The sequence below is a fragment of the Lentzea sp. NPDC042327 genome (assembly GCF_040647275.1).
Lineage (GTDB): Bacteria > Actinomycetota > Actinomycetes > Mycobacteriales > Pseudonocardiaceae > Lentzea.
The window spans coordinates 357,260-379,486 of sequence record NZ_JBEZBX010000003.1; the positions used below are offsets into that span (position 1 = coordinate 357,260).

21 protein-coding genes are annotated in these 22,227 nt (G+C 72.5%); 10 read left to right on the forward strand and 11 right to left on the reverse strand.

Going from position 1 to position 22,227, the window contains the following annotated elements; translation table 11 throughout:
- Nucleotides 1-5: 5 nt before the first annotated feature.
- Together AB0A63_RS09505 and AB0A63_RS09510 are read left to right on the forward strand one after the other, a co-directional pair.
- Nucleotides 6-1,460 (forward strand): sugar transferase, encoded by a 1,455-nt coding sequence (locus AB0A63_RS09505; protein ID WP_360387542.1) that lies wholly within the window; start codon nt 6-8, stop codon nt 1,458-1,460.
- On the forward strand, nt 1,460-2,674 hold the full coding sequence (locus AB0A63_RS09510) for a putative glycoside hydrolase family 15 protein (RefSeq protein ID WP_360387545.1): 1,215 nt from the start codon (nt 1,460-1,462) through the stop codon (nt 2,672-2,674). The genes AB0A63_RS09505 and AB0A63_RS09510 overlap by 1 nt, the downstream gene beginning before the upstream one ends.
- Here AB0A63_RS09510 and AB0A63_RS09515 read toward each other — a convergent pair.
- Genes AB0A63_RS09515 through AB0A63_RS09560 form a run of 10 tightly spaced genes read right to left on the reverse strand, consistent with a single transcriptional unit; the run spans nt 2,655 to nt 12,434 of the window.
- Nucleotides 2,655-3,752 carry a glycosyltransferase family 4 protein gene (locus AB0A63_RS09515; protein WP_360387547.1) on the reverse strand — a complete coding sequence of 366 codons (1,098 nt, stop codon included), beginning with the start codon at nt 3,750-3,752 and terminating at the stop codon, nt 2,655-2,657. The two genes, AB0A63_RS09510 and AB0A63_RS09515, sit on opposite strands and share 20 nt — an antisense overlap.
- Nucleotides 3,749-4,819, reverse strand: a complete 1,071-nt coding sequence (locus tag AB0A63_RS09520) for a glycosyltransferase (RefSeq protein WP_360387550.1) — start codon at nt 4,817-4,819, stop codon at nt 3,749-3,751. Before AB0A63_RS09520 ends, AB0A63_RS09515 begins: the two co-directional genes overlap by 4 nt.
- Entirely contained in the window at nt 4,816-6,270 is a 1,455-nt protein-coding gene (locus AB0A63_RS09525) for an oligosaccharide flippase family protein (RefSeq protein ID WP_360387553.1), read from the reverse strand. The genes AB0A63_RS09520 and AB0A63_RS09525 overlap by 4 nt, the downstream gene beginning before the upstream one ends.
- Nucleotides 6,219-7,466, reverse strand: coding sequence for a glycosyltransferase 87 family protein (locus tag AB0A63_RS09530; RefSeq protein WP_360387556.1), 1,248 nt, complete (start codon nt 7,464-7,466; stop codon nt 6,219-6,221). Before AB0A63_RS09530 ends, AB0A63_RS09525 begins: the two co-directional genes overlap by 52 nt.
- Nucleotides 7,463-7,633, reverse strand: coding sequence for a hypothetical protein (locus tag AB0A63_RS09535; protein WP_360387559.1), 171 nt, complete (start codon nt 7,631-7,633; stop codon nt 7,463-7,465). Before AB0A63_RS09535 ends, AB0A63_RS09530 begins: the two co-directional genes overlap by 4 nt.
- Complete coding sequence (locus AB0A63_RS09540; RefSeq protein WP_360387562.1) at nt 7,633-8,493, reverse strand: hypothetical protein; 861 nt, start codon at nt 8,491-8,493, stop codon at nt 7,633-7,635. Before AB0A63_RS09540 ends, AB0A63_RS09535 begins: the two co-directional genes overlap by 1 nt.
- Nucleotides 8,490-9,536: a glycosyltransferase gene (locus tag AB0A63_RS09545; RefSeq protein ID WP_360387565.1), complete on the reverse strand. Its 1,047-nt coding sequence runs from the start codon at nt 9,534-9,536 to the stop codon at nt 8,490-8,492. The genes AB0A63_RS09540 and AB0A63_RS09545 overlap by 4 nt, the downstream gene beginning before the upstream one ends.
- Nucleotides 9,518-10,684, reverse strand: coding sequence for an O-antigen ligase family protein (locus AB0A63_RS09550; protein ID WP_360387568.1), 1,167 nt, complete (start codon nt 10,682-10,684; stop codon nt 9,518-9,520). The genes AB0A63_RS09545 and AB0A63_RS09550 overlap by 19 nt, the downstream gene beginning before the upstream one ends.
- Nucleotides 10,678-11,616 (reverse strand): polysaccharide deacetylase family protein, encoded by a 939-nt coding sequence (locus tag AB0A63_RS09555; protein WP_360387571.1) that lies wholly within the window; start codon nt 11,614-11,616, stop codon nt 10,678-10,680. The genes AB0A63_RS09550 and AB0A63_RS09555 overlap by 7 nt, the downstream gene beginning before the upstream one ends.
- The gene (locus AB0A63_RS09560) at nt 11,613-12,434 is read right to left on the reverse strand and encodes a hypothetical protein (RefSeq protein WP_360387574.1); all 822 of its coding nucleotides are present in this window, start codon (nt 12,432-12,434) and stop codon (nt 11,613-11,615) included. The genes AB0A63_RS09555 and AB0A63_RS09560 overlap by 4 nt, the downstream gene beginning before the upstream one ends.
- 158 nt (nt 12,435-12,592) lie before the next feature.
- On the opposite strand from AB0A63_RS09560, the gene wecB reads away from it, so the two are divergent.
- The 7 genes from wecB to AB0A63_RS09595 all read left to right on the forward strand — a co-directional run bounded on the left by wecB (nt 12,593) and on the right by AB0A63_RS09595 (nt 20,177).
- Entirely contained in the window at nt 12,593-13,723 is a 1,131-nt protein-coding gene (gene wecB, locus AB0A63_RS09565) for a UDP-N-acetylglucosamine 2-epimerase (non-hydrolyzing) (protein ID WP_360387577.1), read from the forward strand.
- A gap of 158 nt (nt 13,724-13,881) precedes the next feature.
- On the forward strand, nt 13,882-14,202 hold the full coding sequence (locus AB0A63_RS09570; RefSeq protein ID WP_360387580.1) for a hypothetical protein: 321 nt from the start codon (nt 13,882-13,884) through the stop codon (nt 14,200-14,202).
- A gap of 100 nt (nt 14,203-14,302) precedes the next feature.
- Nucleotides 14,303-15,793, forward strand: coding sequence for a hypothetical protein (locus AB0A63_RS09575; RefSeq protein WP_360387583.1), 1,491 nt, complete (start codon nt 14,303-14,305; stop codon nt 15,791-15,793).
- A gap of 90 nt (nt 15,794-15,883) precedes the next feature.
- Nucleotides 15,884-16,234: a hypothetical protein gene (locus tag AB0A63_RS09580; RefSeq protein WP_360387586.1), complete on the forward strand. Its 351-nt coding sequence runs from the start codon at nt 15,884-15,886 to the stop codon at nt 16,232-16,234.
- A gap of 435 nt (nt 16,235-16,669) precedes the next feature.
- Nucleotides 16,670-17,404: a carbonic anhydrase family protein gene (locus AB0A63_RS09585; RefSeq protein WP_360387589.1), complete on the forward strand. Its 735-nt coding sequence runs from the start codon at nt 16,670-16,672 to the stop codon at nt 17,402-17,404.
- 144 nt (nt 17,405-17,548) lie between these two features.
- A complete protein-coding gene (locus AB0A63_RS09590) occupies nt 17,549-18,739 on the forward strand; it encodes an MFS transporter (protein ID WP_360387592.1) in 1,191 nt (396 codons plus the stop codon).
- 211 nt (nt 18,740-18,950) lie between these two features.
- A complete protein-coding gene (locus AB0A63_RS09595; protein WP_360387595.1) occupies nt 18,951-20,177 on the forward strand; it encodes an MFS transporter in 1,227 nt (408 codons plus the stop codon).
- Here AB0A63_RS09595 and AB0A63_RS09600 read toward each other — a convergent pair.
- Nucleotides 20,084-20,677: a DedA family protein gene (locus AB0A63_RS09600; RefSeq protein WP_360387598.1), complete on the reverse strand. Its 594-nt coding sequence runs from the start codon at nt 20,675-20,677 to the stop codon at nt 20,084-20,086. The two genes, AB0A63_RS09595 and AB0A63_RS09600, sit on opposite strands and share 94 nt — an antisense overlap.
- 135 nt (nt 20,678-20,812) lie before the next feature.
- Between AB0A63_RS09600 and AB0A63_RS09605 the strand changes: the two genes are divergently transcribed.
- Nucleotides 20,813-22,165 (forward strand): gamma-glutamyltransferase, encoded by a 1,353-nt coding sequence (locus AB0A63_RS09605; RefSeq protein WP_360387601.1) that lies wholly within the window; start codon nt 20,813-20,815, stop codon nt 22,163-22,165.
- Nucleotides 22,166-22,227 lie beyond the last annotated feature (62 nt).

Sequence of the window (22,227 nt, forward strand, 5' to 3'; positions counted from 1 at the left end):
CTTCCATGAGGCGACTCTCGGCGGTGGCCGTTCCCGCCGCACCACCGCAGGCGGACGAGGTCCGGCCGGCTGACCGCGGAAGGCCGCCCCTGGGGCGGGCCGCAACGCCCCGCCGCCGCTCGCGGGACCTGCTCAGCCGGGTGAACGCGGTGGCCGTGCTGCTCGTGCTGGCCGACAGCACGGCACTGGCGGCGGTGTGCGTGCACCGCGGCGTCGACTGGCGCTGGACCGCCGCCATCGCGGCGACCGTGCTGGGCATCAGGGCGGGCTGGCGGCTCTACCGCAGGCGGCTGTGGCTGTCGTGGCTGCAGGACCTGCCCCGCTCCGCCGCGAGCACGGCACTGGCCTTCGCGCTGCTCACCTGCGCCGGTCTGCTCGGGGCCGCACCGGCGGCCGACATCAGCGCCGCGCAGTGGGCGATGATGACGTACGCGCTGGTCATCGAGCCGGTGCGGTGGTGCGTGTTCGCGTTCGGCCGGTGGTGCCGGCGGCGGTTCGACCGCTGCGACCGCACGATCATCGTCGGCGCGGGCTCGGTCGGCGTGAACCTCGCCAGGACCATGCTGGAGCACCCCCAGTTCGGCCTGCGCCCGGTCGCGTTCGCCGACGCCGGTCCCGACCCCGACCAGCAGCGACCGCCGCTGGAGGTGATCGACGGCGACCTCGCGGAGGCCGTCGTGCGGCTGCGGGCGGGCACGGTCGTGCTCGCGTTCTCGCACACCCGCGAGTCCCGCCTGGTCGAGGCCGCCATCACCGCCCACCGGCTGGGCTGCTCCACGCTCGTGGTGCCGCGGATGTACGAGCTGCACCCCGACGGCCCCGGCATCGAGCGGCTGCGCAGCTACCCGCTGATGCGGCTGGGCACGTCCCCGACCAGGCGCCCGACCTGGTGGGTCAAGCGCGTCCTCGACCTCGTGCTGGCCGCGGTGGCGCTCGTCGTGCTGTCCCCGGTGATCGGCCTGTGCGCGCTGGCCGTGCTGGTCGAAAGCGGTCGCCCGCTGTTCTTCCGGCAGGTCAGGGTGGGGATGGACGACCGGACGTTCGTCCTCTACAAGATCCGCAGCGTCCGCCAGTCCGGTGAGGACGACTCCCAGGTCCGCTGGTCCGTCGAGGGCGACTCCCGGGTCGGGCCGGTCGGCCGGTTCCTGCGCCGCACCTCGCTCGACGAGCTGCCCCAGCTGTGGAACGTCCTGCGCGGCGACATGTGCGTCGTGGGGCCGCGCCCGGAGCGTCCCGGTTTCGTTCGCGAGTTCTCCGCCATTCACGAGCTATATTGGGCGCGCCACCGCGTCCCGACCGGTCTCACCGGTCTTGCCCAGGTTCACGGGTTGAGGGGTGACACCTCGATCGCCGACAGGTCTCGATACGACAACTACTACATCGCGAATTGGTCGCTGTGGCTCGACCTGAGGATTCTACTGATGACGGCGGGTGAGTTGTGTTGCCGGAAAAATCGCTGATGCGCCGATTCACCGCACTTGTGCTGGTGCTGTTCTCGACGGCCTGTTCGGTGACCGCGGCGAGCGACCCGATCACGACCGGCCCGCCGCCGAAACCGGTCGCGCCGTGCGCCTGGTGGTACGGCATCGGCGACTCGCCGGCCGCTTGGGAGATCCGCGAGGCGGCCAAGCACTACGACGTCGTGGTGCTCAACGCGTGGGAGACCTCGGCCATGCGCCGCCTCCACGACCTCAACCCGAAGATCAAGGTGCTTGTCTACAAGGACTTCGCCAGCACCCGCAACTACCCCGGCGCGGTGGAGGGCGACCGCGACTCCAAGTACCTGCCCACCGGCATCGGGTACTACGCCGCCCAGCAGCAGCACCCCGCGTGGTTCGCGGTCGACACGGCGGGCAAGCGCATCGAGTGGGCCGGGTACCCCAAGCACTGGCAGATGGCGGTGTGGAACAGGGAGTACCAGCAGGCCTGGGTGAACGCGGTCGTCGCCGAGGTGACCCGTGAGGGCTGGGACGGCGTGCTGGCCGACAACGACTTCAGCTCGCTGCGGTACTACTCGCCCGCGGTGATCGCGGGCACGGCCGACACCGCGGCCACTGACCGGTTGCTGCGCGAGGGCCTGGACGGTCTGCTCGACCTCGCCGGCACCGCGCTGGAGAAGTCGGGGAAGATGCTGGTGCCCAACGTCTCGGAGTCGCAGCTGACGCCCGGCCGCTGGTCGGCGCACTCCCGGTACGCCGGTGCGATGGAGGAGAACTTCGGCCTGCGCGGCGACAACGGCGCCGGCGAGCTGATCACGTTCAAGGGCAACCAGTTCAAGGAGCAGCGCGCCCAGGCCGCGCTCGGCGAGTCGTGGCTGCTGCTGATCACGCACACGAAGTCGGACCAGGAGGAACGCGTCGGGTACGCCTCGGCCGCGTTGCTCGCGAGCCCGCACACGTGCTGGACGCAGGCCGATCCCAGCTACAAGAGCCCGTACTGGTCGATCTACCAGGACGCGCGGCTGGGGGAGGCGGTCGAAGCGGCGAACCGGTTGCCCAGCGGGGCGTGGACCCGCCGGTTCAGCAACGGCTGGGTGGCGGTGAACCCGACCAAGGCCGCGGTGCGGATGACCCCGCCGCAGGGCCTCGCGACGCTGCGGGGCGAGCCGGTGCCGCCGGAGATCGACCTGCCTCCGGCGGACGCGGCGGTCTACGTCAACGCGCAGAAGCGGTGAGCCCGCGGTAGAGCTCCAGGTGGCGGCGGGCGCACACCTCGGCGGTGAACCGCTCGCGCGCCCTGGCGGCCAGGGCCTGGCCGGTGCGGCCGGGCTCCGGGTCGGCGAACAGCTCGGTGAGCCGCTGCTGCAACGCGGTCACGTCACCGGGACGCGGGCACTCGACGGCGGGGATGCCCAGCATGTCCGCCACACCACCGGTGTCCGTGGCCACCACCGGCTTGCCCGCGGCCATCGCCTCGGCGACGACGAGCGGCTGCTGCTCCATCGTGGACGGCAGCACCAGCGCGTCGTGCTCGCGCAGCAGGTCGGGGACGTCCGTGCGGAAACCGAGGAACCGCACCCGGTCCTGCAACCCCCGCCGGGTCACCCGGCCCTCCGCCTGGGTCCGTTGTGGACCGTCGCCGACGACCGTGAGCGTGGCGTCGGCGGGCATGGTGGTCTCCAGCGCGTCGAGCAGGGTCAGCAGCCCCTTGCGCTCCACCAGCAGCCCCACGAAGATCAGCCTGCGCACCGGTGCCGTCGGCGGGTGCGCCTCACCGACGTCGACGCAGTTGTCGATGTGGGTCATGCGGTGCGGTGGCACGTACAGGCGTTCGCGCAGGAACCGGCCCATCTCCCTGGCCGGCACCACCGTCCGGTGCACGACCCGCGCGACCGCGGCGTCACCGGCGAGCACGGCGCGGGTGTAGTGCGACGGCGGCGTCGAGCCCCGCACGCACCGGAACCACGACTCGTCCACGTCGTCGGGCACCCCGTGGTAGGTGTGCACGATCTTGGTGCCCGCCGTCGCGAGGCCCGCGCTCACCAGCCCGGACCGCCGGTCCTGCGCGTGCACCACGTCCGGCCGCCACGCCTTGATCGCGGCGCGCGCCTGCCGTGCGGCGCGCACGTCCCCCTTGCTGGGGACCAGGATCTCCTCGAAGTGCGGGTCGACCAGCTCGGCGCCGCGCCGCGGTCGCGGTCCGAACACCCTGACCTCCGCGTCACCGGACCCGGCGAGCGCGGCGGCCAGCCGGACCGTCACGTCCACCGGGCCACCGCTGTCCTGTGTGAGCAGGTAGGCGATCCGTGTCATCCTCGTCCTCTCCCGGACAGCAGCTTCTCGGTGAGCGTCACGATCCGGTCGGTCATGCGCTCGCGGTCGAACAGGTTCTCGGCGCGGACCCGGCCGCGTTTCCCCTCCGCGGCGGCGAGCTCGCGGTCGGTGAGGCGCAGGGCGATCGCGTGCGCCAGTGCGTCCACGTCCCCGGCGGGCACGACCTCCCCGGCGTCGCCGAGGCTCTGCCGCACACCCTCGACGTCGAACGCGACGACGGAACGCCCGCAGGCCATGGCCTCCAGCGGCACCAGGGCCATGCCCTCGGCACGGGAGGGCAGTACGACGACGTCGGCCTCGGTGTAGAAGTCGGCGACCACGGCGCGGTGGCCGTGCCAGTGCACCGACGGGTGGTGGTGCGCGGCCCGCAGACCGGCGGCCATCGGGCCGTCGCCGACGAGCAGCAACCGGGCGTCCGGAACGGACCGCAGCACCTCCGGCCAGGCCCGCAGCAGCAGGTCCTGCCCCTTCTGGTGGGCGATGCGCCCGACGCACACGGCGGTCGGGACGTCGTGGTCGTGGTGGCGCGGGTGCAGCCGCCGTGTGTCGACGCCGTTGCACACGACCTCGGCCGGTGCGGTGACCCCGGCGGCACGACCGGCGGCGAGCTCGTCGTCGCTGACGCAGACGAGGAGGTCCGTCCAGCGCGACGCCAGCCCCTCCCAGCGGCGGCACGCGGTGCGCAGCAGCCCGCCGGCGACCTGGAAGGACCACAGGTGCGGCTGGAACAGCGTGGGGACGCGGCCGCGCAGCACCAGCCTGGCCAGCCCGGCCTTGGAGCTGTGCAGGTGGACGGCGTCCGGCCGGAGCCGGTCGAGCGTGCGGCGCAGGGACACCAGCTCCCGCGCGGTACCGGGACCCGGCAGTCGCGTCGCCTGCCACGAGTGGACCGGGATGCCGTGTGCGTGGGCTTGGTCGGCCAGCCAACCGGCTGGGGGACAGGCGATCCCGACGTCCCAGCCGCGGTCGCGCTGGGCGCGGGCGAGCTCCAGCACCACGGCGGCGACCCCGGCCTCGACCGGCTGCGTCACGTGGACGACCTTCACGTGCGCTCCTTGAGTCCGATGAGGACGGTGCGGGTCAACGGCAGCACCACCGCGCAGTAGCCGGCGAGCAGCGCGGTGGCGGTGGCGGCGAGGCCCGCGACACTCGCGGGAGCCGGCAGGACGGTGCTGAGCACGAAGCTCACGAGCGCACCGGCGACGACCGCGGCGGCCGTGCGGGCCAGCCGGGGGAGCGGGGCCGCGAGACCGTTGCGGTGCAGCACCAGCCACGTCGCGGGGACCAGCAGCCACACCGTGGCGACCTGGGTGACGGCGACGGCCTGCGGGCCGTGCGGGGTGGTGAAGACCAGCGCGGTCACCAGCGTGACGAGGTGGGCGGCTTCGAGGGCGAGGTACTGGCGGGCGTGCCCGGCGGCCCTGACCACCTGGTACCAGACGTGCAGCAGGCCGAGGCCGAGGCCGTAGCCGCAGAGCAGGACGAGGATCGCGGCGGCGTCCGCCCACTGCGCACCGAGCAGCGTGATCGCGTCGGCGCTCAGGGCGACCACGACGTAGAGGCCACCGGTGACCACCAGCGTCGCCGTCGTGAACCGGTGCAGCTCCTCCGGCAGCTCACCGGACCGTCCACTCCGGACCTTCGCGGCGCAGATCGGGAACAGCACCCCGCCGAGCACGACCGCGACCACGATGTAGGGCACCCAGGCGATCCGGAACGCGAGCGAGTACCCGCCGACCGCCTCCTGACCGAGCACGTGCCCGATCGCGAGGTAGTCGACGTTGACCAGCAGCACGGCGATCAGCGCGCCGGGCCCCACGACCGCCAGCCAGCCCGCGGCCTCCCGTGCCGCCGCGCCGTCCCAGACCGGCCGGATGCGGGCACCGGCGACGGCCGCGAGGACGGGTTGCGCGACGGCGGTGCACAGCAGGCCGAGGACGAACGCGCTCGGCCCGGTGCCCCGTGCCGCCAGCGCGACCGTCACCGCGGCACCCAGCAGCATGCTCCCCGCGTCCGGCAGCATGCGGCGGCGGAAGTCGAGGTCGCGGTGCATCAACGCCATCTGCACACCGCCCGCCGCCGTGAACGGCAGCGTGAGCGCCGCGAGCCGCAGCATCCCGGCCGCCTCCGGAGCGCCGAGCACACGGGCGATCGGGTCGGCTGCGGCGACGACGGTGACGGCGAGGACGGCCCCGGCCGCGACGCTCATCGTCAGCACCGTGCCCGCGGTCAGGAGCGGGTCGCGTCCGGTGCGGCTGATGATGTCGTAGACGCCCATCGACTGGACCACCTGACCGACGTTGACGACCGACACGACCAGCGCGACCGCACCCAGCTCCGCCTCGCTGAAGAACAGCGCCAGCGCCAGCGTGACGACGACCTGGCTGCTCTTGCTCACCAGGTTGACCGCGAAGAGCCACAGCGAGCCCCGCACCGCCACGTCGGTCATGCCGCGCGCCGGGTGTGCCTGACCGCGAACACCGCGAGCACCAGCCACGCGGCCACCACGGCGACCCCGTCGAGCGTGACGGCGGCCCGTGCCCCGAGCGCGGCCTTGACCGCGGTGTCGACGAAGTGCAGGTGCGCGAACGGCACGGCGAGCAGCAGCGCCGCGGCCCCTGCCCACCGCCAGTGCGCCTCCTGCCTGCGCCGCCAGCACACGACCGCGAGCGCGACGAGCGCGGGAACCGCGATGAGCACGTCACCGGGCTGGTGCACCAGTGCGACGACGACCCCCAGGCACGTCAGCACGTCCGCCGCCGCACCCCCGTCCGCGCGCCGGTCGAGCCTGCGCGCCAGCACCGCCGTGACGGCGAGGACCCCGCAGAGCGCGACCAGCTCCGCCGCCGGCGGCAGCCAGCCCGTGGTGCGGAAGAACACCGCCGGCAGGTCGATCCGCTGCGCCGTCACGGAGTCGACGGCGCCGTACCCGGTGCTGCCGGCCCACGCGAGGTTGCGCTGGATGATGTCGAGGAACCCGCCGAGCCCGTCCCGCAGCACGAGGAGCGCGGCGACCGGAAGGCTGGCGGCGGCGGCGACCGCGGTACCGGTGAGCGCGACCCTCCTGTCCCCGCGCACGAACACCAGCAGTGCCAGCGGCAACCCGAACTGCGGCTTCAACCAGGCCAGCGCGAGCGCCGCCGCGGCCCAGCACGAGTGGGAGCGGCGCAGCAGCAACACCCCGGCCGCGCCGACGGCGATCAGCGGGTTGACCTGCCCGACGTACATCTGCGCCTTGCCGACCTGGCTCGTGACCAGCAGCGTGGCGACCACCGCGGTGCCCGCGACCAGCGGGAGCCTGGCGTGACCGGCGGCCATGACGGCGAGGCCGACCAGCAGCACCAGGCACGCCAGCGCGAACGCCACCGCGCCGACCCGGTAGTCCGGCAACGCGAACGGCAGGTGCAGCACCAGGTGGTACGGCTGGTAGAGGTTGAAGTTCTGCCGCACCGGCCAGTGCGCGAACATCACCGCCGGGTCGTACGGGTTGCCACCGGCGAGGAACTCCCGGATCGGGAAGTAGAGAGCGTCGCGGAAGTCCTGCATGCGCTCTTCGGGCAGGTTCGCCTCGGTGGGGAGCGGGACCTCCCAGGCGGGCCTGAGTGCGCGGACGGCGCTCGCTGTGCCGGCCAGTGCGACCAGGGCGACGAGGACGGTCCTGGCGAGGCCGGACCGGTTGGTGGTGGTGATCACTGGGGCACCGCCGTGGTGGAAGGGGTGTCGAACCGGCCCGCTCGCGCACCGGGACCGGGAGGCTCGTCCGGGTTCTCCGGTGCGTGCACGGGCAGCTTCGTCGGGTCCGCGCCGCGACCACCGGCTGCCGGAACGGCCGGTGCGCGGCCCGGACGCAGAACCGTCATCACGCCAGCACCACCGCCACCACCACGGCCGACGCCGGCAGCACCGCCAGCGCCGTCGCGAGGTCGTCGCGGCGCATCCGGTCGTTCGCCGCCACCGCGATCACCGCCGTGCCGTCGGCGGGCTCGGAGGCCTTGTCCGGCAACGCCCGCGCCAGCTCCTCGGCGCGCGCGGTCAGGTCAGGGCCCACCGGCACCACCCGCACCGGCCGTGCGGCCGCCACGCACAGCGCCGTCAGACGTTCGGTCAAACCAGCCTCGCCGTCGTGCGCGACCACCACCGGGTGCCGCACGCCGGCGGTGCTGAGCACCTGCCGCACCACGCTCCCGGTTCCGCGCAACCGCCGCACCGCGGCCGCGGCGGCACCCGCGACCACCGCGGCGACCAGCGCCAGGCCCGTGGCCAGCCGCAGGTCCGGGGCGACCGCCGTCGTCTCCGGGCGCGGGTCCACCAGGCGGAAGCGGGCGGCGGGGGCCAGCAGGTCCGCGTCGACCACGGCCTGCGCGACCGCCGACACCGCCTTCGCCGCCTGCTCCGGGGACGCCGCGCGCACCGAGACGCGAACGACGCCGGAGGCGGGCACCAGCTCGACGGCGATCGCGCCGGCCAGGCGGTCGGCGGGCAGACCGGCCGTGCGCGCCGCGGCGTCCAGCACGGAGGGGCTGCGGACCAGCTGGACGACGGCGGGGGTGGCCAGGGAGGTGACCTCGCCGAACTGCGCGCTGTCCGGAGTGGACGGTGTGGCGAGCAGGGCGAGCCTGCCCTCGCTCTCGCCGTCGCGCAGGGCGACGGCGAGGAACACGAGTGCGCCGACCACGACCGCGGCCAGCACGCCTTCAACAACAGCTCGGGGAACCCTCATCTTCTTCGTGCCTCCAGCACGGTGCGAAGCAGCTCGTCGTAGGACTTCATCAACGCGTGCGCGTCACCGGACCCGTCGCGCGCGGTGGCGACCTCGCGGGCGAGGGGGGAGTGCAGCAGGTCGCGCAGCGCCTTCGCGGTCGCGGCCGGGCTGCGGCGTGGCACCAGGACCCCGCCACCGCCGGACAGCACCTCCCGCACACCGTCCACATCGGACGCCACTACCGGCCGGCCCGCGGCCAGCGACTCGAGCAGCGCGATCGGCATGCCCTCCCAGTCGCTGGTCAGCACGGTGACGTCGGCGGCTTCGAGCAGGTCGCGCACGTCGGTGCGGGTGCCGAGGAACCGCACCCGGCCGCCGACGCGCTCCGCGTGCTCCTCCAGCTCGGCGCGCAGGCTGCCGTCACCGGCCAGCCACAGCTCCACCGCGCCGCCCACCGACGCCCACGCGTCGAGCAGCACGTCGTGGCGCTTCTGCGGCTCCAGCCGGGCCGGGCACAGGGCGACCGGCACGTCGGGCGCGGTGCCCAGCGCGGCACGCACGGTGGCGCGGTCGTGGACCGGTGCCGACGGGAACACCGCGTTCGGGACCACCTCGGAGGCGAGTCCGGCCGCGCGCAACCGGTCCGCCGACGCCGCCGCCACCGCGACGACCCGGTCCGACACCCGCCGCAGCACCCGCACGGCACCGGCGACGTCCGCCTCGGCCACGCCGTGGAACACCGTCACCACCGGCGTCCGCGGCGCACCGAGCCGGGCCACCAGGCTCGCGGACACGTTGTGCGCCAGCACGACCTCCGGCCGGAACCGCCGCACCGCCGCCGAGACCGCCCACGCCGCCCGCACCACGCCCAGCGCCGACCGGCGTGCCAGTGGCACGTCGAACACCGGCACACCGGCGTCGCGCAGCGCCGCCACCCGGAACCCGCCCGCGGTCGCGACCGCCGACTCCCAGCCTACGTCCGGTCCGGCCGCCGCCATCCCGGCCACGAGCGCCTCCGCGCCGCCCGCGCCCATCTCGCTGATCACGTGGAGAACGCGCATCGACCCTCCCGAGCCCGTTGGTGCAGCGCCACCGCGATCGCCACCAGCGACCACAGCGGCAGGTAGTACTGCTCGGACAGGAAGACCGACGCGACCAGCACCGCGATCAGCGCCGCCTGCACCGCCACGACCTGCCGCCGGTCCGCGCCGAGCCGCACCGCGCGTTCCGCCGCGACGAACCCGGCGGCGATCACCGCGATGAGCAACGCGAACCCCGGCAGGCCCAGCTCGGCCGCCACTTCGAGGAAGAGGTTGTGCGCCACCGGTGTCTGCTCGTCGATCTCCGCGTTGTGCGACGCGGCCGCGTAGTGCTGGCGGAACCCGCCGGGTCCGACGCCGAGCACCGGCTCGTCGGCGAGCATCCGCGCCGCCGCCTGCCAGCGCAGCACCCGCGTGTCGGCGTTCGTGCCCGCGATGTGGCTCTTCTCCTGCAACGCCCGGTCCAGCTCGGCGTGCGCCACCTGCGCGAACACCAGCGCCGCCAGGCCGGTCACGGCAGCGGTGACCACGACCGCGCGCACCGGCAGCACCCGCCGCAGCACCAGCCACGCCAGCGCGCAGGCCAGTGCGATGCCGCCACCGCGGGAGAACGTCGCCAGCGCACCGGCCGCGAGCACCGCGCCCAGCACGAGCGGCACGAACCGGAACCGGCCCCCCGCCGGCAGCGCCACCAGCAACGGCAGCGCCGCCACGAGGAAGAACGCGAGGTCGTTGGGGTCCTCCAGCGGCCCGGTCGCCCGAAGCTCGCCGCCCACGACGCTGAGCAGCCCGCCGGCCGCCGCCACCACCGCACCGGCCACGACCGCGGCGAGCAGCTCCCTGACCGGCACCGCGCGCGCCGCGACGTCCGCGAGCACCACCGCGACCACCAGGAAAGGCGCCCACCGCACCAGGTACTCGAACGTGAACGGCTCCGCCGCGTGCACCGCCGACGTCGTCAGCAGCACCACCGCCAGCAACGCGAGCAGCAGGTGCAGCGGGTGCGGTGCGGGCAGCCGCCGGTCGCGCACCAGTGAGACCAGCCAGACGCCGATCAGCGCGGCGGGCACCACCTTGGCCGACTGGTCGTGCACCCGCAGCAGGTAGCCCTCCACCGGCGCGAGCGCCACCGTCCCGCACGCCAGGACCCGCAGCAGCACGGTCAGCATGCGACCGGGTCACGTTCCCGCAGCCCGGTCGCCGCGACGCGCGCGACGTGCTCACCCGTGCCGACCACGTCGAAGTGCTCGCGCAGCAACGCGAGCACCCAGTCGAGCAGGGCGACCTTCTCGCTGCCGGGCACCGCCATGCCGGGGAAGAACTCCATGCCCGGAGCCTCGGCGGCGGCCAGCACGTCGGTCGGGTGCAGCAGCAACGACGGGGACACACCGCGGGCACGGCACAACCGCAGCGCGGTGCGGAAGTAACCGCGCGCCAGCCGTGGCGAGAGCTGGTGCAGCTGCAACAGGTACGCGCCGTGGATCGGCACGCGCAGCAACGGCATCGTCGTCACCGGCAGCTCGACGAGCCCGTCGCGCCACCGGTAGGCCTTGTTCGGCGCCCTGACCCGGCCGAAGCCGCCGAACAGGTCGGCGCCGCCGTCGGTCGAGCCCGCCGTGCGGTTGTGGTACGCCCGCGCCAGCGGTCCGATCCACGTGGGCAGCACGCTCGCGTCGTAGTGGTAGCCGCGGCGGGCGAGCAGGTCGAGCAGCTGCGGCGTGACGCTGTAGCCGGGGCCGCGGAAGCCGACCGGGCGCGGTGCCCCGGCGGCCGTGATCGCGTCCTCCGCGCGCACGACCTCGGCCTCCAACTCGGCGGGGGAGTAGCGGTGCAGCCAGGGTTCGTGCCGGAAGGAGTGGTTCGCGACCTCGTGTCCCGCCGCCGTGATCGCCGCGACCGCCGCGGCGCCGTCCTCGCGTTCCGCGTCCGCGCCGACCACGAACACGGTGGTGGTCAGGCGCTGCTCGCCGAAGACGTCGAGCAGCCGGGGCACCGCGGAGGGCAGGAAGCTGGGCCGCCGCTCCCAGCGCGGGTCGCCGTGGGTCTTGAGGTACGCCCAGAGGTTGTCGAGGTCCAGCGACACGCTGGCGACGGGCTTCACCGCTCGGCTCCGACCAGCGCGGGCGCCGGGCGTGCCGCGGACCCGAGCACCAGCACACCGCTGACGACCAGCAGCACGCCGAGCCCGACCCACCACTCCCGGCCCGGCGCGATCCGGTCGCCCATGAGCGCGAGCCCGGCGACGGAGCCGAGCACCACGGTCGTGGCGTCCATCGAGGCCACCGCGGACGTGGCCGAGCCGCGCTGCAACGCCGTCGCCAGGCACGCCTGCCCCACGAACGCCGCCAGCACCATCACCCACGTCAACGGGTGCAGCACCACGTCGAGCACCGGCTTGCCGGCCACGGTCCGCGCCGCCACCGCGACCACGGCGAACGCGAGCCCGGCCAGCACCGGCGTCGCGGCCTTCCACGTGCGGGCCAGCGGCAGCACCACCACCGTGAGCAGCCCGAGCACGACGACGCTGGGCAGCAGGGGGAGCTCGCGGGCCGTCGACGGCGCCGCCGCACCCGTGAGCAGCAGCAGGCCGCACGCCATGACCACCAGCACCGCGACCTCCACGGCCCGGATGCGCCACCGCAGCGCCAGCACGCCGATCACCGTCGCGAGCCCCACCGCGCACGACGACCCGGCCTGCACCAGGTACAGCGGCAGCTCCGCGCGGGCCAGGAACGCGAACAGGAAACCGCCCACCTGACCGGTGAACCCCAGCAGGTACAGGCGGTCGGAGGCGAGCCGCGCGAGCAGCCCGACGCCGGTGCCCTCGCGCTGGTCCGCCCTGCGCGCCGCGACGGTCTGGGCGACTATCCCCAGCCCGTACAGCACAGTCGACACCGCAAGGGCCAGATGACCGGACACGAAGGACTCTCCGTTGGTTTCGGCGAAGACGCGTTACGCCACTGAACGGGGGCCGACAATAGACACCCCTGTGCCGCAACACTTTCGAGCGATACGCCAAGCAACGCTTTCGGGTGAACGAGGCGAGTTCTTCAAGATCGATGAAGTACTTTGCCGCCGTGCGGGAAACGAACACCGTGACGATCGTGTGCGGCACCAGGCCAGAGCTGATCAAACTGGCACCACTGGTCGACCACCTCGGCAGCGCGTGCACCATGATCTACACCGGTCAGCACTACGACCGCTCGATGTACTCCCAGATCCGGCGGGACGTGCCGGAGCCGGGCGCCTTCCACGAGCTGTGCCTCGGCGGCCTGCGCCGCGGTGACCAGCTGGGCCGCGCGGTCTCCGCCGTCGACGAGGTGCTCGCCGGCCAGCGCCCCGCGGCCGTGGTGGTGCAGGGCGACACGACCTCCGCGCTGGCGGGTGCGTTGGCGGCCAACGCCTGCGACGTGCCGCTGGTGCACGTCGAGGCGGGCCTGCGCAGCTACGACCGCGCGATGCCCGAGGAGCACAACCGGGTGCTCATCGACCACCTCTCCGACCTGTGCTGCGCCCCGACCCCGTTGAACCGCCACAACCTGCTGGCCGAGGGCATGGCCGACAGCCGGGTCGTCGTCACCGGCAACACCGTCGTCGAGGCCCTCGCCCACGCACTCCCGTCACCGGAGGAGGAGCGCACCGCGCTGGCCACCGCCGGTGTGACGCGCGACCGGTACGTCCTGGCCACGGTCCACCGCCCGGAGAACGTCGACGACGCCGCGAACCTGGAGACCGTCCTGCGCGAGCTGGGCCGCCTGCCGCTGCCGGTCGTCCTGCCCCTGCACCCGCGCACCGCGCAGCGCATCGGCGCGTTCGGCCTCGACGGCCTGCTGCCCGCGCTGCGCGTCGTGGAACCGCAGCCGTACCGCGCGTTCCTCGCCCTCGCCCAGGGCGCCGCGGTCGTCGTGTCGGACTCGGGCGGCATCCAGGAGGAGGTCAGCGTCCTCAAGCGACCCGTGGTCGTGGTGCGGCGCAGCACCGAGCGCCCGGAGATCGAGGGCACGTTCGGCACGCTCGTGCCGCCGGGTCCGCGCATCGGCACGTCGGTGCTGCGGTGGCTCGACGACGTGCCGGCCCACCGGGCGGCGCTGCGGGAGATCCCGTCACCGTACGGGACCGGGTCGCCGTCGGAGCGGATCGCGTTGGCGGTGCAGGAGATGCTGGGACACGAGCTCGGCGAGCCGGTGACGGCGGGCATGCGCGGCTGAGGTGACGTCCTGAATCTGTCCTCTGTTTGCCTTTTGTGACTTGATTTTGTCCAGTGCTGCTGTTGCACGGTGAAATTGTCGTGCAACGGTCGGCATTCCCGGCGTGCGGTCCTCATAACTTGTTCTCGGGCGGACAAAGCCCGGACGAGGGAGGACACATGATCGGAAAACTGCTGGGTTCGGCGTTGCTGGTGACGGCACTGCTCGGCGGCACGGCGGGCGTCGCGTCGGCGACCCCGGACGCGGGGGCGCTCGCCGCGCGCGGGTACGTCGACGAGGGCAACCTGCGCAAAGACCCCAACCTGGGCGCGGCACTCATCGTCACGATCCACGACCAGTGGGTGGACATCAACTGCTGGATCGACGGTGGTCCCAACGGTTTCGGGTCCAACCGGTGGTTCAAGGCGACCTACTGCGCGAACGTCGGCTACCTGAGCTCGGGCGTGGTGTCACACCAGCCGTCGGTGGGCCACTGCTGATCTCGCCGCTGCCGTGCCACCGGTGCGATCCGGCCGGTGGCACGGCGTCTTCCGGCGGATTCCCCCGAGTGGAACGCATTTTCCGTGCAACACTGCGGAAATGATCGGTAGGCGCGCGCGACGAAGACAGGCGTGGCTCCTGCGGACGAACAGAATTCTCGGCCGCCGGGACGAGTTCCGATCCGCGAGGAGCTTCGCCAGGGCTTTCCGCGCCGACGGGAAAAGTGCGCTGTCGCCGTCGCAGATCACCCGGTGGGAGAAGGGCGAGTCCTTCGCCGACGGCACGGTCCTGCACCGGTACGAAGCTCTTCTGCAGGTTCCCGGTCGGATGCTCACCGTGGCGAACGAGGCAGCGCGCCGGTTCCTGAACGACGAGCAGCCGACCACCGAAGGTGGTGACCTGCCGGACGCGGCACTGCACGAGCTCCTCGACCGGGCGTGCGTCCCCGGCGCGATGGCGGGAACGGACTGGCGGGACCTGACCCGCGCGGTCGCCGCCCGGCCGGACCTGCTGCTGCACCCGCCACGCCTGTGGGTCGCGATCGCCGAGAACCTGCTGGGAGAACTGGTGATCGCGGAGCAGACGGAGTGGCTCGTCCGCCAGGAGGCCATGAGCCGACTGCTCGAACACCGGGCGAGCGCACCGCACGCCCTCGACATCTGCACCGGCATGGCGGACGACCGGGCGACGCCGGTGTGCATCGAGCCGATCTCGTTGCTGGACAACAGCGTTCTTCCGAGCGCGAGCCGGTACGTGCTCGCCCAGCTGCGCGACCCGGACGGCGTCCGGGCGTTGCACGGCGCGTTGCTCGCGGCCGTGGCCAAAGTGCGGCGCGGGCACTTCACGGTGACCGAGACCGCAGAGCTCCGGCACCTGGCCACCGCACTGCTGGCCGAGGGGCACGACCACCCGCTGGTCACCCCGATGGCCGTGGAGCTCGGCCACGTGCTGCGACTGCGCGACACCCCCGAGCCCGTGGTGGACAACCGGGTCAGCGCCCACCTCGCGCTCACCGCCCAGGCCCGGTCGGCGGCCGCGGAGCCCGGCGTGGACGAGGTGCTGGCCGAGCTCGTCGGTGAGGCCATGTTCCGCCAGAACCCCGACGCACGGCTCTACGCCACCGCGTTGATCACCGCGACGCCCTATCGGGAACCGCTCGCCACCGCGGTCACCGACTGGCTCGCCGCAGAGGACCTGCGCGACGAGCTGCTGGTCGAACGGGGCTTGGGACTGCTCAACAAGCTGGGCGCGCCGACCCACCGCGTCCTGGTGCGCGCCCTGCTGCTCGACCCCGCGCTCTCGGCCCGCAACAGGCATGCCGCCGCATGGGCTTCCACGCACAGCCCCGGCTGGCTCGACGAGGGTGTGTGGCGGGCGATCGTCGCGACGCAGACGGCGCTGTTCCGGAACCGGCCGTCCCCGCTCGACGACGACATCCTGCGCGGTCTCGTGTACAGCATCGGTACGGACGCGCACCGGTGCCTGCTCCGCGAGATGCACGCCGACACCCGTGTTCCCGCACAGGCGCGCGCCTTGGCCGCGTGGTGGTTGCGGGTGGGGCCGGCAGGCGACTGCCGCGCCGGCGGGTAGTGCCCGGTGGGGGTGAGCACGATGCGGACACCTGTCCGCCTGCCGAGAACCCGATGAGGCGCGGTGCCGCCGTGGGTAGTGTCCACCGGTGTGAACACGACTGCGCTGTGGCGGCCGACCGGACCCGAGGAGCTGGAGCTCGTCCGGGAGTCCGGCTGGCGCGCCTGGCCGCCGCGCCTGCCCGACCAGCCGATCTTCTACCCCGTGCTGAACGAGGAGTACGCGGTCAAGATCGCCCGCGAGTGGAACGTGCCGCACAGCGGGGTCGGGTACGTGACCCGGTTTCACGTCGAGACCGGCTTCCTGCGGCGGTACCCGGTGCAGCAGGCCGGTGGGCGCACGATCCTGGAGCTGTGGGTGCCCGCGGAAGGAGCTGGCCGAGTTCAACGAGCACATCGTCGGCGAGATCGAAGTGGTGCACGAGTTCCGGTGATGGACTGATGGCGTGCGGCCACGCCGCACCGGCTGCGGCACGTGGTGCCCGCGCTGCACGCCTCGGCCACCCGCGAGAGCGCACCCTGACCCGGCGCGCGTACTGGTGGGACCAGCCGGTCGCCTCGCTCCACAGCGATGTGCTCAGTGATTCAGTGCTGACTGAAAGAAAGTCGGTCGACGTTGGTTCGGTCGTGGGCGATAGTGACCATTGGGTAATTGCTCCCGATCGGAACGAAACGGGCGTCCGTAAACGGGAACTCCGAAGTTCTTGAATTCCGACTTTTGTATTGTTTGCCGCGCCTTTCTGAAGCGGTTCACCTGCGGTTGTGCTCCTGTATTGGGGGTTAAGTCCGATTTTTGTGCTAAGACGAAAGACGTCTCAATGAGAGCGCGGACACACTCCACTTCCTCATTTCACTCTATCGGGTGAATTGTGGCGCGATGAACCTGAAACGGTCCCTTCCGGCTCTCTTGCCGCTGGTGCTCGCCACGTCGTTCTTCGCGGCGGGCCCGGCCGAGTCGGGGACACCGAGGCAGAGTCCCGTCAACGTCACGCCCGGCGCGATCCGGCTCGACCCGCACGCGCCCAAGCTCGACGTGACCTACGGGCACTCCGCGCTGGAGTTGAAGTACGTCCGCAAGGACGCGGACGAGGCGGACGGCTGTGCGGTCCGCGACCACGAGGAGACCGAGGAGGCGGGGGTCGAGCCGGGTGCCGGTCACGTCACCGTCGCCGGTACGAGGTACGACCTCGTGCAGTTCCACTTCCACACGCCGTCGGAGCACCAGTTCTCCGGCCGGCGCTACCCGCTGGAGATGCACCTGGTGCACCGCAGCGCCGAGGGCAGGCTGCTCGTCGTCGGCGTCCCGCTGCGGGCCGGTGGACGCTCGGCCGTCGACACCGTCCTGTCGGCGTTGTCGCCGGAGTGCGGTGAGCCGGTGGACATCGCACCGATCGACCTCAACCGGTTGCTCCCCGCGAGCCACCACACGCTGCACTACACCGGTTCGCTCACCACGGCGCCGTTCACCGAGGGCGTCGAGTGGTACCTCACGGCCGAGCAGACCGTGTCGGCCGCGTCGATCGCCCGGTTCCAGGCGTTGTTCCCGGCGGGTGACGCCCGTCCCGTGCAGCCGCTGAACGGCCGGACGCTCAACGAGGTGCCGCGCATCTGAACCCACCGCCGACGAGGCCGGTCCCCGCGCAGGGGGCCGGCCTCGTCACGTGATGGGCTTCACCGGTTCAGAAGTCGCCTGCAATTGCCCGCGTGTGCAACTATTTTTGACGCGGACAACCTACGACTTCAAGGACTGTGTGACATGCCTGTCGCTCTGCTCGCGCTCGCGATCAGCGCCTTCGCCATCGGCACCACCGAGTTCGTCATCATGGGGCTGCTGCCCGAGGTGGCGGGTGACCTGGGCGTCTCCATCCCCTCCGCGGGCCTGCTGATCTCCGGCTACGCGCTCGGCGTGGTGGTCGGCGCCCCGCTGCTGACCGTGCTGGGCGGCCGGTTGCCGCGCAAGAAGATGCTGCTGGGGCTGATGGTCCTGTTCATCGCGGGCAACCTGCTGTCCGCGGTGGCCGGGAGCTACGGCGCGCTGATGAGCGGCCGGGTGGTGGCGGCGCTGGCGCACGGCGCGTTCTTCGGCGTCGGCTCGGTGGTGGCCGCCGACCTCGTCGCACCGCACCGCAGGGCGAGCGCCATCGCGTTGATGTTCACCGGTCTGACCGTCGCGAACGTGCTGGGGGTGCCGCTGGGCACCGCGCTGGGGCAGGAGCTGGGCTGGCGCTCGACGTTCTGGGCGGTCACCGCGCTGGGCGTGGTCGGGCTGCTCGGCATCGCGTTCCTGGTGCCCCGGCAGCAGGCGCGGGCGGGTGACCTGCGCGGTGAGCTGGCCGTGTTCCGCAACCCGCAGGTCTGGCTGGCGCTGCTGATGACCGCGCTCGGGTTCGCGGGCGTGTTCGCGTCGTTCACCTACATCGCACCGATGATGACGTCGGTGGCCGGGTTCTCCTCCGGTGCCGTGACGTGGCTGCTGGTGCTGTTCGGCGTCGGCCTGTTCGCGGGCAACCTGCTGGGCGGCCGGGCTGCGGACCGGTCGGTGCTGAAGAGCCTGGTGGTCATCCTGGTCGCGCTGGCCGCTGTGCTGACGGCGTTCGTGTTCACCGCGCACTCGCAGTGGGCCGCCGCGGTCACCATCGTGCTGTTCGGTGCCGCCGGGTTCGCCACCGTGCCGCCGTTGCAGATGCGGGTGATGCAGACCGCCGGGGGCGCGCCCGCGCTCGCGTCGGCGGCCAACATCGCCGCCTTCAACCTGGGCAACGCCGGTGGTGCGTGGCTCGGCGGTCTCGCGATCGAACGCGGGCTCGGCTACACCGCCCCGAACTGGATCGGCGCGCTGCTCGCCGTCGCCGGTCTCGCGGTCGCCGTCACCTCGATGGCGCTGGAGCGCCGCACCGTGAACGGGCGGTCGCTGGTCGGCGCCGGCGCGGCGTCCAGCCACGAATGAGCCTTCATCTCGTCTTCCCCCGGGTGTGATCTCCCCTGCGGACAGAGACACCGGGCAGACGCGTTCGGTTGCGCGCCGCAGGCGGGCCGCGTGTGAGCAGAGGCACCGGCCCGAGGCTTCTGAAGCGCGTCAGAAGAACCGTAGGATGGTTCCTGCTGCTAACTAATTCGTCCTGCGTCAGCGCCGACCGGACACCTGATCAGGAGCGAATGTGAACACCACCCGCGCCATGACCGCGCTCGCGCTCGGCGGGTTCGGCATCGGCACCACCGAGTTCGCGACCATGGGGCTGCTGCCCCAGATCGCTGCCACGTTCGACATCCCCGACTACGAGGCCGGGCACGCCATCAGCCTGTACGCGGCCGGTGTCGTGGTCGGCGCACCGCTGATCGCGGTGCTCGGCGCCAAGCTGCCGCGCAAAGGCATGCTGATCGGCCTGATGCTCGCCGTGGCGCTGGGCAACGGCCTGTCCGTCGTCGCGCAGGACAAGACCATGCTGCTGCTCTCCCGCTTCGTCGCGGGACTGCCGCACGGCGCGTTCTTCGGCATCGCGGCGGTCGTCGCCGCGACGCTCGTGGCACCGGAACGCCGCGGCACGGCGGTGGCACGGGTGATGGTCGGGCTGACCGTGGCGAACCTGGTCGGTGTCCCGCTCGCCACCGCGGCGGGCCAGCAGATCGGCTGGCGCACCGCGTACCTGTCGGTCTCGGTGATCGGCGTGATGACGGCGCTCGCGATCGCCGCGTGGGTGCCGCGGGTGCCGCTGGACGCGGACGCGTCGATGAAGGGCGAGGTCAGGGCGTTCCGTCGGCCGACGGTGTGGTTCGCGATCTTCACCGGCATGATCGGCTTCGGCGGCATGTTCGCCGTCTACTCCTACGTCGCGCCGCTGACCACCGAGGTCGCGGGTCTGCCCGCGGGCGTGGTGCCGTGGATGCTCGCGGTGTTCGGGCTGGGCATGACCCTGGGCGCGACCTTCGGCGGCCGGTTCGTGGACCGCTCGGCGATGGGGTCGGTGTTCGGCGGTCTGGTCGCGGTCTGCGTGATCCTCGTGCTGTTCGGCTTCACCGCGACGATGCCGGTGTTCCTGTTCGGGCTGCTGTTCCTGCTCGGGTTCGTGATCCAGGTCCTGGCCGCTGCCCTGCAGATCCGCCTGATGGACGCCTCACCGGACGCGCCGGTGCTGGCCTCGTCGTCCAACCACTCGTCGCTCAACGTCGCGAACGGCGCGGGCGCGTGGCTCGGCGGCCTGGCCATCGCGGCGGGCTGGGGCTACGTGTCCACCGCGTGGGTCGGCGTCGGGCTGTCGCTGGCGGGCCTCGCGGTCGCGGTCGCGTCGGTGCTCTACGAGCGGCGGGCCTTGGACCGCGAGACCACGAACCACACGATGGCGATGACCAGTGCCGCGATGACCACCGTGGACACCCACCCCAGGTAGCGGTCGACGAGCTGGTAGTTCTCGCCCAGCGCGTACCCGGCGAGGATCAGGGCGGTGTTCCACAGCAGGCTGCCCGCCGCCGTGTAGACCGTGAACTTCACGATCGGCATCCCGGACACCCCGGCCGGGATGGAGACCAGGCTCCGCACCACCGGCACCATGCGCCCGAGGAACACGGCCTTGTTGCCGTGCTTGTCGAACCACGCGTCGGACTTGTCCACATCGGACGCCGTGACGAACGGGATCTTGTCGGCCGCCTTGCGCAGCCGCTCCAGCCCGAGCCACGCGCCCAGGCCGTAGAGGACGAGCGCACCGACGACCGAGCCGGCCGTGGTCCACAGGATCGCGGCGACCAGCGAGATCTTGCCCTGCCCCGCGGTGAACCCGGCCAGCGGCAGGATCACCTCGCTGGGCACGGGCGGGAAGACGTTCTCCAGCGCGACCGCGAGGCCCGCGCCGGGAGAGCCCAGTGCCTCCATCAGCTTCGTGATCCAGTCCATGGTTGTCGATTTACCCGTTTTGCTCCGCCTTTCAACCCCGTCGACCGATCCGGTGAGCGGCCCCGCCGGGCCGGGTGGCTCGGCGATCGCCACCGGGGCTACCGTTGACGGTCTCTTCAGTGGAGGTCGACAACGGTGCGTGGAGCGATCGCGGCGGGTCACCCGCTCACCGCAGAGGCAGGTGCGGCGCTGCTGCGCGCCGGTGGGAACGCCGTGGACGCGGCCGTCGCGGCGATGCTCACGTCGTGCGTGACCGAGCCGCTGCTCACGGGTCTGGGTGCGGCCGGGTACATGATGATCGCGCCGGCCGGGAAACCCCCTGTGCTGCTGGACTTCTCCGCCCAGGCACCCGGTCGCGGCGCCACGGCGGAGCGGGCGCCGCTCGACCCGATCGTGGTCCGGTTCGGCGACGCCCAGCAGGAGTTCCACGTCGGCCCGTCGTCGGTCGCCGCGTTCGGGATGCCCGCCGGTGCGGCCGCCGCCGCCCGGTACGGCACGGCGCCGTTGAGCGAACTCGTGGCCACGGCGGCGATGCACGCGCGGGAGGGCCACCGCGTGAACCGCTACCAGGCCTACGTCACCTCGATCCTGTTGCCGCTGGCCCGCAGCGCGGGGCTCACCGCGCTGTCCGAAGGCGAGCTGCTCGTGCAGCCCGAACTCGCCGAGTCCCTGCTGCGCCTGGGACAGGACGGTGCCGAGCCGTTCTACACCGGCGACATCGCGGCCACGATCGCCGACCGCATCGGCTCCTCGGGCGGTGACCTCACGAGGGCGGACCTCGCGGCGTACGAGGTCATCGAACGCGAGCCGTTGCACGCGCGGCACCGCGGCCGTGACGTCCACACGAACCCACCGCCCGCCGCGGGTGGTGCGTTGCTCGCGCAGATGCTGGAGACGGTGCCGGACAACCCGTCGCAGGCCGACCTGATCCGCGCGATGGCCACGCCGAAGGTGCCCCTCAACCGGCTCGGCTCGACCACGCACATCTCGGTGCTGGACGCCGACGGCACCGCGTGCTCGGTCACGACCACGAACGGCGCCGGCTCCGGCATCGCGATCGCCGGCGTGCACCTCAACAACATGATGGGCGAGGAGGAGCTCTCGCCCGACGGCTTCTTCAGCCACGCACCCGGCGACCGGCTGCCGTCGATGATGTCGCCGACCGTCGTGACCGGCCGCGACGGTGTGGAACTGGTGCTCGGCAGCGCCGGGTCCAGCCGCATCAGCGGCGCGATCCTGCAGGTGCTCGTGAACGTCCTGGACCGCGGGATGCCCGCGCAGGAAGCGGTCGACGCACCCCGCCTGCACCTGAGCGGCGACCACCTCCACGTGGAACCGGGAATTCGACCGGAAAGTGAACTGCCGGTGACGTTCTTCCGCGCGCCGAACATGTTCTTCGGCGGCTGCCAGGTCGTGCAGCGCACCGGATCCGGCCTGCTCAGGGGTGGTGGAGATCACCGTCGCGACGGCGCGGTCGTCGTCGTGTGAGATGTTGCCCGCACAGTGGGATATTTGGTTTCCTGATTCACCGGCCAGGAGGCAGTATCCGT